The organism is Klebsiella indica, from assembly GCF_005860775.1.
GTDB lineage: Bacteria > Pseudomonadota > Gammaproteobacteria > Enterobacterales > Enterobacteriaceae > Klebsiella > Klebsiella indica.
Genome location: NZ_VCHQ01000029.1, coordinates 39,592 through 50,453, shown reverse-complemented (window position 1 = coordinate 50,453; position 10,862 = coordinate 39,592). Strand labels below are relative to the sequence as shown.

Below are 10,862 nucleotides of genomic sequence, written 5' to 3'. Positions count from 1 at the left end.
CATCCTCTCAGACCAGCTAGGGATCGTCGCCTTGGTGAGCCGTTACCTCACCAACAAGCTAATCCCATCTGGGCACATCCGATGGCAAGAGGCCCTAAGGTCCCCCTCTTTGGTCTTGCGACGTTATGCGGTATTAGCTACCGTTTCCAGTAGTTATCCCCCTCCATCGGGCAGTTTCCCAGACATTACTCACCCGTCCGCCACTCGTCACCCGAGAGCAAGCTCTCTGTGCTACCGTTCGACTTGCATGTGTTAGGCCTGCCGCCAGCGTTCAATCTGAGCCATGATCAAACTCTTCAATTTAAGTTTGATGCTCGTGAATTAAACTTCGTAATGAATTACGTGTTCACTCAGAGACTTGGTATTCATTTATTGTCCGAAGACATTAAGAATCCATGTCACTTTGAGTGCCCACACAGATTGTCTGATAAATTGTTAAAGAGCAGTTGCGACGCGCTTCAGCGCTCTGTCGCGAGGTGGCGTATTATACGCTTTCCTCATTCAGAGTCAAGCGTTAATTTTTGCTTTTCCCTGTCGGCTTTTACGGTGACTTTTCACCGCTTAACCCCGCTGACCCGGCGGCTTGCGTGCCGTTGTTCCGTGTCAGTGGAGGCGCATTATAGGGAGTAATTCCGGTGTGACAAGGGGTAATTGCAAAAAACTTTCCAACTGTCTCTTTTTTCATCATTTTACTGTGTAATATGACAAAAACCGTTATTTTGCCGTTTTAACCAACCAGGTAAGCCGCCAGATGGCATACTGGCAGAGTCGAAAAGAAAGGAACTGCATTTATGTCTTTAAGCGCACAGCAACTGGCGGCACAAAAAAATATCTCCTGGGTTTTAGCGGAGAAACTGGCTCAAAAAATACTGACCGGTGAATATCAGCCAGAAAGCATTCTTCCGGGAGAGATGGAATTAGGCGAACAGTTTGGTGTAAGCCGTACCGCTGTGCGTGAAGCGGTTAAGACACTGGCAGCAAAAGGAATGCTTCTGCCACGCCCACGCATCGGAACCCGGGTTATGCCCCGCAGCAGTTGGAACTTTCTCGACAAAGAGTTACTGTCATGGTGGCTCACAGAAGATAACTTTGCAGAGGTTGTGAACCATTTTCTCATTATGCGCAGCAGCCTGGAGCCTCAGGCCTGCTTTCTGGCGGCAGCATCAGGCACTTCAGAACAAAAAGCGCAGCTCAATACCTTAATGGAGGAGATGGTTGAACTGAAAAGAAATTTTCAGCGTGAACGCTGGATTGACGTCGATATGGCCTGGCATGAACACATATATGAAATGAGCGGAAACCCTTTCCTGACCTCTTTCGCCTCCTTATTCCATTCGGTCTATCATACCTATTTCACGTCGATTACTCAGAATGAAGTAGTAAAGCTGGATCTTCATCAAGCAATAGTTGACGCAATTCTGGACAACGACGGTCCACGAGCATTTAACGCTTGCCAGGCGTTATTGAGCGCACCACCCCATTCAGGCAAATAACAAGGGCATCGAATGACCGGAAAAAAAGGGCACAGTATGGCCGGGCTGCCGTGGATTGCAGCAATGGCCTTTTTTATGCAGGCGCTGGACGCCACCATTCTGAATACCGCCCTCCCGGCTATCGCCCACAGTCTCAACCACTCTCCACTAGCGATGCAATCAGCTATCATCAGCTATACACTTACCGTAGCCATGCTTATTCCGATCAGCGGCTGGCTGGCCGACCGCTTCGGCACACGGAAAGTGTTTATCATCGCCGTGAGTCTGTTTATTCTGGGTTCGCTTGCCTGCGCCCTGTCGGGTTCACTGATGGAGCTGGTCATCTTCCGTGTCATTCAAGGCATCGGCGGAGCGATGATGATGCCGGTGGCGAGGCTGGCATTATTGCGCGCTTATCCACGTAGTGAATTACTGCCGGTATTAAACTTCGTTACGATGCCCGGACTGGTCGGCCCGATACTCGGACCGGTACTCGGTGGCGTCCTGGTCACCTGGGCCAGTTGGCACTGGATTTTCCTGATCAATATTCCCATTGGCATTATCGGGATTATTTACGCCCGCAAATATATGCCGGATTTCACCACCCCCAGACGCCGTTTTGATTTGTCAGGCTTTCTGCTATTTGGCTTCAGTCTGGTGCTGTTTTCCAGCGGAATAGAACTGTTTGGCGAAAAGCTCGTTGCGACATGGATTGCCCTGGTTATCCTTGCCTTGAGTATTGTTTTACTGGTGATCTATATTCGCCACGCGCGCCATCATCCCACACCGCTCATTTCGCTTTCTTTATTTAAAACACATACGTTTTCCGTAGGCATTGCGGGGAATCTGGCCACCCGCCTCGGCACCGGGTGCGTTCCGTTCCTGATGCCTCTGATGCTACAGGTCGGCTTTGGCTATCCGGCGATTATCGCGGGCTGCATGATAGCGCCTACGGCTATCGGTTCAATTATCGCGAAATCAACCGTCACGCAGATTCTTCGCTGGTTTGGCTACCGGAAAACGCTGGTTGGGGTCACGGTATTTATCGGACTGATGATTTCTCAGTTTTCACTGCAATCACCGGATATGGCGCTCTGGATGCTGCTATTACCGCTATTTGTACTGGGAATGGCGATGTCCACTCAGTTCACAGCAATGAATACCATCACTCTCGCAGATTTGACCGATGAAAACGCCAGCAGCGGTAACAGTATGCTGGCGGTTACCCAACAACTCTCCATCAGCCTCGGTGTCGCCATAAGCGCAGCAGTACTACGCTTTTATCAAGGATTCGATAGTGCAAATACTATTGAACAGTTTCACTACACCTTTATTACCATGGGGGCGATCACCGTGGTATCGGCGCTGGTATTTACCTTATTAAGCGCGAAGGATGGCCGTAATCTGATTAAGGAGCGGCACAAGCATTAGGCTGAGCCGCGAATCACCAGTTCCGGCGTCAATTGGACACGCTGTTGTTTTTGTTCTGGCTCGGCCATACGGTGGATTAGCACATCAATGGCCAGTTCGCCCAGTTCATCTTTCGGCTGATGAATGGTGGTCAGCGGTGGCGTCATGTAGCGCGCCAGTTCAATATCGTCATAGCCCACCAGCGCCATATCCTGCGGAATATGCAATCCTCGCTGATAAAGGGCCTGATAGGCGCCCACCGCCATAGCGTCGTTACCGACAAATACCGCCTGCGGTCGCTCAGGCAGATCCAACAGCTTCTGCATGGCGCTAAACCCACCGCCAAATTCAAAATCGCTGCTAATCACATATCCTTCAGGTACAACTAACCCGGCGCGGGCCATCGCGGAGTGATAGCCTTCCAGACGTAGCCGCGACGGCGTTTTATCCAGCGGCCCGGCAATGCAGGCGATCCTTATATAACCTTGATCAATCAGATACTGCGTCGCCATATCGCCTCCCAGCAGAGAGTTATCCTGAATCAGGTCGCTATCGCCGTCGAATGGTGCCCAGTCCATCATTACTGTCGGTACAGAAGGATAGCGCTGCATAATCTCCGGGGAAGGTTGGTGAGTTTCAGTGCACAACAGCAGTAAACCATCGACGCGCTTTTGCATCAGCGTTTCCAGATTGCGGTTCATACGCTGCTCATCGCCTTCGGTATTACACAGCACGAGACTGTATCCGCGTTCAAAACAGCTACGCTCCACGCCGCGTACCAGCTCCGAGTAAAAGGGATTGGTACTGGCGGTAATGAGCATGCCTATGGTGCGAGTTTGATTTAATTTGAGGCTGCGCGCCAACGCAGAGGGCGCATAATTCAGGCTCTTAATCGCAGCATTAACTTTAGCGGTAATGGCGTCGCTGACGAAGCGATCTTTGTTGATGACATGAGAAACCGTCGAAGTGGAAACGCCCGCAATGCGGGCTACATCCTTCATGGTGGCCAAGCGTTACCCCTGTTGACGTAAAAATTCGTCTATCTCTTCTCGCCATGGCACGGAGGGCTGGGCGCCTTTACGGGTGACCGCGATCGCCGCGGCAGCATGGGCAAAACGAATCGCTTCAGACAGTACGCTGCCTTCAAGTAACGCGGTAACCAGGGCACCGTTAAAAGTATCGCCAGCGGCAATGGTATCAACTACCTGCACGTTAAAGCCAGGAACCCGGCGACTTTCACCGTCGCTGCTGGCCCAGACGCCACGGCTGCCAAGCGTAATAATCACTGTACCGATACCTTTATCATGGAGCACATTCGCCGCTTTTGCCGCATCATCGTCATTTTCCACTCGAACACCGGTCAGTTTTTCCGCTTCGGTCTCGTTAGGGGTAATAATATCCACCAGCGCTAACAGTTCATCAGGCAGTTCAGGGGCTGGAGCAGGATTGAGTATCACTAAAGTCTGATTCTGGTGTGCGATTTTCGCCGCCGCCAGTACGCTTTCCAACGGTGATTCCAGTTGCATCAGCAATGCCTGTGCGCCGGCGATACGATCTTTTTCTGCCTCAACCTGAGCAACGGAGAGCGCAGCATTAGCGCCGGCATGAATACCAATAGTATTTTCGCCTTCAGCGTTCACAAAAATCAGCGCCACGCCAGTTGATTCACCGGCAACGGCTCTGACTGGCGCGACATCGATGTTATCGCTTTTCATCTGGCGACAAATACGTTCGCCAATATCGTCATCGCCGGTACAGGCAATAAAGGAGATATTTGCTCCGCTACGCCCGGCAGCAACAGCCTGGTTTGCACCTTTACCGCCAAAGGCGACCTGATAATGATGACCAGTGACCGTTTCCCCCGGTGTAGGGAAATCGTCGAGGTTGAGGATATGATCGACGTTGATACTGCCAAGGACGACAAGTCTGCCTGCGGTTTTCATAATCAATATTCCCGGGAAGCGCGCCACCGGAACCCGGTGGCGCATGCCCTGCTTTTCTTTATTATGTTGTCCCTCGGACTGTCACCAGCCCGAATAACACATTATTGCTTAATGACCAGTTTCAACTCAACCGGGTAGCTGGCATCCACTTTTTCGCCCTTCAGCACTTTATCGGCAATCTCAACACCCTTCACGCCGATCTGTTCCGGTAACTGGGCGATGGTCGCAGCCAGTTTGCCACTTTTTACCGCTTTCTCGCCATCCGCAGTACCATCAAATCCAACAACCATCACATCAGATCTACCCGCAGTTTGCAGCGCACGCAGGGCGCCCAGCGCCATCTCATCATTCTGGGCAAATACCGCCTGCACATCCGGATGCGCCGTCAGCAGGTTTTGCATAACGTTCAGGCCCTTAGTACGGTCAAAATCTGCCGGTTGGCTGGCCAGAACGTTAAATTTATGCGCAGCAACGGCCTGCCGGAAACCTTCTCCACGTTCGCGTGCCGCAGATGTCCCCGCAATCCCCTGTAATTCAATGATTTTCGCTTTGTCGCCAAGTTTCTTCGCGATATAGTCACCGGCCATTTTGCCACCAAGCACGTTATCGGAAGCAATATGGCTAACCACTTCGCCTTTTGATGCCTGGCGGTCGAGAGTGATGACCGGAATTTTGGCCTGGTTCGCCAGCTTCACAGCGTTGCCAACCGCATCAGAATCCGTTGGGTTAATCAGCAGCAATTTCGTGCCGCGAACGGTTAAATCCTGAACGTTGGCCAGTTCTTTTGCCGGGTTGTTCTGCGAATCCAGCACCACCAGGTTATACCCCAGTTTGTCAGCTTCTTTTTGCGCGCCATCTTTCAGCGAGACGAAGAACGGATTGTTAAGCGTAGAGATAACCAGAGCGATGGTATCTTTGGCCATCGCGTTTGCGCTAATGGTCGCACTTAACGCGACAGCAGAGACCAGGGTCGCCAGTTTTTTCATATTCATAGTTAAGATGTCCTGTAGAGTTCTCAGTTACTGCTTCTTGTTATCTACCAGTACCGCCAGCAAAATGACCACCGCTTTCACGATCATCTGGTAATAGGATGAAACACCTAATAAATTCAGGCCGTTGTTCAGAAAACCAAGGATCAACGCCCCAATTAACGTGCCGACAATACGGCCTTTACCGCCAGAAAGACTGGTACCGCCGAGCACAACCGCAGCTATCGCATCCAGTTCATAACCGGTGCCCGCCGTCGGTTGCGCGGAAGAGAGACGAGCGACTTCAATAATTCCGGCCAGCGAGGCGGTCATGCCGCATAAAGAATAGACGATGATTTTGACTTTATTGACGCTGATGCCGGAAAGGCGCGTTGCTGCCTCATTACCGCCAAGCGCGTAAATATAACGACCGAGACGAGTCTGGTGCAGCATGTACCAGGCGGCGATAAAAACAATCGCCATAATCCACACCGGGGTTGGAATGCCAAGCGGGCGGCCAATCCCGAACCAGCCAAACAGATCGGCATTGTCGGTAAAGCCGGTATTTACCGGGCTACCATCGGTATAAACCATGGTCACACCGCGCAACAGCAGCATCATCACCAGCGTGGCGATAAATGCCTGGACTCGCCCTTTCGCCACAATCACGCCTGTGACTGCGCCGATGGCCGCGCCTAATGCCAGCGCAGCGACAACAGCCACCAGCGCGTTCACCTCAATCCCGACAATTGATGCGGCTACCGCCCCGGTAAGCGCCAGCAGGGAACCGACGGACAGGTCGATACCTGATGTCAGAATAACCAGCGTCATTCCCACCGCCATAATGGCGTTAACTGACGTTTGTTGCAGAATATTGAACAAGTTATTCACGGTAAAAAAGTTGGGGCTCATGGTGGAAACAATCGCGATCAGCACCAACAGGGCAATCAACGATTTTTGCTCCATCAGCCACGCTTTTGTGAAATAGCGACGACCAGAAACAGCCGGGTTATTCATCTTTTTTACTCCTGATTCACTCGGTTAAGCTTGCCCACGGCGGCAGCCATCAATACTTCCTGAGTGGCCTGCTCGCGTCTGAATTCACCGCCGAGATGCCCTTCATGCATCACGATGATGCGATCGCTCATACCCAGCACTTCTGGCATCTCCGAAGAGACCAGAATGATGCTCAGCCCTTCAGCTTTAAACTGGTTAATCAGTTGATATATTTCTTTTTTCGCGCCCACATCCACACCGCGAGTCGGCTCGTCGAGGATCAACACCTTCGGGCGGGTCATCAGCCCACGAGCTATCGCGACCTTCTGCTGGTTACCACCAGAAAGCAGTCCAATGGACTGCTCCATCGAGGGCGTTTTTACATTAAACAAACGGATAAAATCACTCACCGCCTGCTGTTCATCTTTGTGTTTGAGGCTCCCCCCACTGCGGCTGAAGTAACGCAGTGCGGTGAGGGACATATTTTCTTTGACCGACATGCCCAACACTAAGCCATCGCGCTTACGGTCTTCAGAAATGTAGACAATACCGTTCGCCAGGCCATCCTGCGGAGAACGAGTCACCACTTCGCGCCCATCAAGCGTGACCGAACCGCTGCTGCGTGGCAGAGCGCCGTACAGCACCTTCATCAGTTCAGTACGCCCCGCGCCCATCAGCCCGGCAACGCCAAGAATCTCGCCCTGATGCAACGTAAAGGAGATGTTTTCCACACCCGAACCACACAGGTTATCAACCTTCAGACGAACCGCACCTGGCGCTTTATCCAGATGCGGATACTGATCTTCCAGCTTGCGACCCACCATCATCTCAATCAGCAGATCTTCATTCAGACTGGCGACTTCGCGCTCGGCGATAAACTGCCCGTCGCGGAAAACCGTAACATCATCGCAAATCTCAAAGATCTCTTTCATACGGTGGGAAATATAGACAATACCGCGGCCCTGCGATTTCAGTTCACGGATCACACGGAACAGGGATTCGGTCTCGGTATCGGTCAGGGCGTCGGTCGGTTCATCCATAATGATGACCTTCGACTCGAAACTGAGTACTTTAGCGATCTCCACCATTTGTTGATCGCCGATTGACAGATCGCCCACCAGCTTTTGGCTATTGAAGCGTAAATTCAGCTTCGTCAGCAGCTTGTCGGCTTCGGCATACATCATTTTCCAGTCGATTTTGCCAAAGCGATTGACGAACTCTCGACCGAGGAAAATATTCTCAGCAATCGTCAGTTGCGGGATAAGATTAAGCTCCTGATGAATGATGCCGATACCGGCTTCCTGAGAGAATTTGGGGCCGTTAAACGTGGTCTCTTTCCCCAACCACAACAACGAGCCCGCGTCGCGGGAGTAGATACCGGTCAGCACCTTCATCATGGTGGACTTACCGGCGCCATTCTCCCCGACCAGCGCCATCACGCGCCCTGGATAAACGTTTAGCGAAGCGCCGGAAAGCGCCTTGACGCCAGGAAAGGCTTTATCGATGCCTTTTAATTGCAATAAGGCTTCCATATTAACGGCCTCAGAACGTGACGCCGGCGCAGAGAATAATGTTCGCATACGGGGAACACTCCCCGCTGCGAATCACCGCCTGACTATCCGCGGTTTCTTTTTTGAACTGCTCATGACTGGTGTAACGAATTTCAATGGTGTTTCCCTGGTGTTGCTGCAGTTGCTCAAGATGGCTGAGCAACGTTGCGTGGAGCTGCGGATTAAGCGTTTTAATCTCTTCCGCGAGGATAGCCGCTTCAACCTGCATTTCGCTCGTCACAACCTCCAGAACCTGCATAAAGGAAGGCACCCCGTGAGTTAATGCCATATCAATACGCGCGCTGCTGCCGGGAATGGGTAACCCGGCGTCACAAACCACCAGCGTATCGGTATGACCCAGACGGGAAATGACCGACGAAATATCAGCATTAAGCACGACACCTTTTTTCATTTTCTCTTTTACTCCACGAGCGAAACGTTTCGCTGAGGTAAGTATGAGCACGACAAAAACAAAAAACCATCAGCAAGTGTGAGAATTGTGATCGCTATCGAAACGTTTCGCACACGGGAGAAAAGAAAGAGGGAACAGTTCAAATAAACAAAAACCCTTCATGAAGAAGGGTTTTAACTAATCAGATCTCAACCTGGGTTCCGAGCTCAATAACCCGATTAGGCGGAATTTCGAACTGGTCAGGCGCCCGCAGGGCGTTGCGCTGCAGCAGAAGATACAGTTTGCCGCGCAGACGCAGATACCAGGGGCGTTTGCCGATGATCAGCGATTCATGCGACATAAAGAAGGAGGTCTCCATCATCCGGCAGCTCAAACCTTCCAGCCCGCAACGGTGGAAAACCTCTTCGACGTTCGGCGTTTCGCGCCAGCCGTAGCTGGCAACCACCCGCCAGAATGAAGGCGACATTTGCTCGATCTGTACGCGGCGAACGTTATGCACGTATGGCGCATCTTCGGTACGCAGCGTCAGCAGAATGACTCGCTCATGCAGCACCTTGTTATGCTTCAGATTATGCAACAGGGCAAAAGGAATCACGTTCAGCGCCCGGGACATGTACACCGCGGTGCCGGGTACGCGCACCGGCGGCGATTTCTCAAGAGATGAGATCATCGCTTCCAGAGAATTACCATGCTCATGCATCCGGCGCAGCAGGCGAAAACGCTCGCTCTTCCAGGTGGTCATGATGATGAACATGATTAAACCAAGCGTCAGTGGCAGCCAGCCGCCGGAGACTATTTTATCCAGGTTGGCCGAGAACAGCGGGACATCAATGCACATAAAGGCCAGCAGCAACAGCGCCACAACAAACTTATTCCAGAGCCAGTTTTGCCGCGCCACCGTCGTGAACAGAATGGTGGTCAGCACCATCGTCCCGGTAACCGCAATACCGTATGCGGCAGCCAAATTCGACGAATGCTCAAAATTAACAATAACAATAACCACCGAGATATAGAGCAGCCAGTTGATAAACGGGATATAAATCTGGCCCGACTCCATTTCCGATGTATGAATAATACGCATCGGCGACAGGTATCCCAGGCGCACCGCCTGGCGAGTCAGCGAGAAGACCCCGGAGATAACCGCCTGAGAGGCGATAACCGTCGCCAGGGTGGCGATAATCAGCATCGGAATCAATGCCCACTCCGGCGCCAGCAGGAAAAACGGGTTTTTAATCGCTTCCGGGTGTTTTAACAACAGAGCGCCCTGGCCAAAATAGTTTAGCACCAGAGAAGGTAACACCACCGAAAACCACGCCAGGCGAATAGGTAATTTACCGAAATGCCCCATATCGGCATAAAGCGCCTCCACACCGGTAATCGACAGAACCACCGCGCCCAACGCCACAAAGGAGACAGTTTTATATTCGAGGAAGAAGTGAACCGCCCAGTAGGGGTTCAGCGCCTGCAGAACGACCGGATTAGCAAAGATGCTACGCGCGCCAAGCACTGCCAGCAGCAGGAACCAGATTAGCATGATCGGCGCGAACAGCTTGCCCACCATACTGGTGCCGTGTTTTTGAATAACAAACAGCAGCGTCAGGACGATAATGGATATGGGGACAACCCAGGTATCCAGATCCGGGGCGATAATTTCCAGCCCCTCTATCGCCGACATCACAGAGATAGCAGGAGTAATCACCACCTCACCATAAAAAAAACTCCCACCGATAAGCCCGAGGATCACCAGAACGGATGTCGTTCGGGCAGACGTATTTCGTCCCGCCAAAGACATTAACGTCAGTATTCCACCTTCACCGGCATTATCCGCCCGCATAACGAAGGTAATATATTTGAGCGATACGGTGAGAATTAATAGCCAGAAAATGAGCGACAGGAAGCCAAAAACAGCATCATGCTCCACGCCGAAGCCAAACTGACCAGACAGACATTCACGAAGTGTATACAGTGGGCTGGTACCGATATCGCCGTATACCACGCCGATTGCCGCCAGCGTTATTGCCGGCAACGATTGCTTATTATCAGAGCTCATAGACTAGTCTTTTCGTTTATACACAGCACTGTTCAGGCTGCCTCTGCGTTAGCTGCGCTCA

Annotated in this window: 9 protein-coding genes and 1 rRNA gene; 2 read left to right on the top strand and 8 right to left on the bottom strand. The window is 51.9% G+C overall.

All coding sequences use genetic code 11. From position 1 onward, the window contains the following. A 16S ribosomal RNA gene (locus FE839_RS20535) occupies window positions 1–303 on the bottom strand; the annotation flags it as partial. Window positions 304–791: 488 nt separating this feature from the next. On the opposite strand from FE839_RS20535, the gene FE839_RS20530 reads away from it, so the two are divergent. Together FE839_RS20530 and mdtD are read left to right on the top strand one after the other, a co-directional pair. Then, on the top strand, window positions 792–1,493 hold the full coding sequence (locus FE839_RS20530; RefSeq protein WP_138362624.1) for a FadR/GntR family transcriptional regulator: 702 nt from the start codon (window positions 792–794) through the stop codon (window positions 1,491–1,493). Between the two features lie 12 nt (window positions 1,494–1,505). Beyond that, window positions 1,506–2,903, top strand: coding sequence for a multidrug transporter subunit MdtD (gene mdtD, locus FE839_RS20525; protein WP_138362623.1), 1,398 nt, complete (start codon window positions 1,506–1,508; stop codon window positions 2,901–2,903). Here mdtD and rbsR read toward each other — a convergent pair. The 7 genes from rbsR to kup form a co-directional block, all read right to left on the bottom strand. After that, on the bottom strand, window positions 2,900–3,883 hold the full coding sequence (gene rbsR / locus FE839_RS20520; protein WP_171034933.1) for a ribose operon transcriptional repressor RbsR: 984 nt from the start codon (window positions 3,881–3,883) through the stop codon (window positions 2,900–2,902). The genes mdtD and rbsR overlap by 4 nt on opposite strands. A 12-nt stretch (window positions 3,884–3,895) precedes the next feature. Continuing rightward, window positions 3,896–4,825, bottom strand: a complete 930-nt coding sequence (gene rbsK / locus FE839_RS20515) for a ribokinase (RefSeq protein ID WP_138362621.1) — start codon at window positions 4,823–4,825, stop codon at window positions 3,896–3,898. 101 nt (window positions 4,826–4,926) lie between these two features. After that, the gene (gene rbsB / locus FE839_RS20510; protein ID WP_138362620.1) at window positions 4,927–5,817 is read right to left on the bottom strand and encodes a ribose ABC transporter substrate-binding protein RbsB; all 891 of its coding nucleotides are present in this window, start codon (window positions 5,815–5,817) and stop codon (window positions 4,927–4,929) included. Window positions 5,818–5,844: 27 nt separating this feature from the next. Further along, window positions 5,845–6,810, bottom strand: coding sequence for a ribose ABC transporter permease (gene rbsC / locus FE839_RS20505; protein WP_138362619.1), 966 nt, complete (start codon window positions 6,808–6,810; stop codon window positions 5,845–5,847). Window positions 6,811–6,815: 5 nt separating this feature from the next. Beyond that, window positions 6,816–8,321 (bottom strand): ribose ABC transporter ATP-binding protein RbsA, encoded by a 1,506-nt coding sequence (rbsA, locus tag FE839_RS20500; RefSeq protein ID WP_138362618.1) that lies wholly within the window; start codon window positions 8,319–8,321, stop codon window positions 6,816–6,818. A gap of 10 nt (window positions 8,322–8,331) precedes the next feature. Further along, entirely contained in the window at window positions 8,332–8,751 is a 420-nt protein-coding gene (gene rbsD / locus FE839_RS20495; protein WP_138362617.1) for a D-ribose pyranase, read from the bottom strand. Between the two features lie 181 nt (window positions 8,752–8,932). Next, window positions 8,933–10,801, bottom strand: a complete 1,869-nt coding sequence (kup, locus tag FE839_RS20490) for a low affinity potassium transporter Kup (protein ID WP_138362616.1) — start codon at window positions 10,799–10,801, stop codon at window positions 8,933–8,935. Between the last annotated feature and the right edge of the window lie 61 nt (window positions 10,802–10,862).

Bases quoted from the DNA above. Each gene is read 5' to 3' on its own strand.
- rbsD (WP_138362617.1), bottom strand. From the start codon at position 8,751: ATGAAAAAAGGTGTCGTGCTTAATGCTGATATTTCGTCGGTCATTTCC.
- rbsA (WP_138362618.1), bottom strand. From the start codon at position 8,321: ATGGAAGCCTTATTGCAATTAAAAGGCATCGATAAAGCCTTTCCTGGC.
- rbsK (WP_138362621.1), bottom strand. From the start codon at position 4,825: ATGAAAACCGCAGGCAGACTTGTCGTCCTTGGCAGTATCAACGTCGAT.
- mdtD (WP_138362623.1), top strand. From the start codon at position 1,506: ATGACCGGAAAAAAAGGGCACAGTATGGCCGGGCTGCCGTGGATTGCA.
- kup (WP_138362616.1), bottom strand. From the start codon at position 10,801: ATGAGCTCTGATAATAAGCAATCGTTGCCGGCAATAACGCTGGCGGCA.
- rbsC (WP_138362619.1), bottom strand. From the start codon at position 6,810: ATGAATAACCCGGCTGTTTCTGGTCGTCGCTATTTCACAAAAGCGTGG.
- rbsB (WP_138362620.1), bottom strand. From the start codon at position 5,817: ATGAATATGAAAAAACTGGCGACCCTGGTCTCTGCTGTCGCGTTAAGT.
- FE839_RS20530 (WP_138362624.1), top strand. From the start codon at position 792: ATGTCTTTAAGCGCACAGCAACTGGCGGCACAAAAAAATATCTCCTGG.
- rbsR (WP_171034933.1), bottom strand. From the start codon at position 3,883: ATGAAGGATGTAGCCCGCATTGCGGGCGTTTCCACTTCGACGGTTTCT.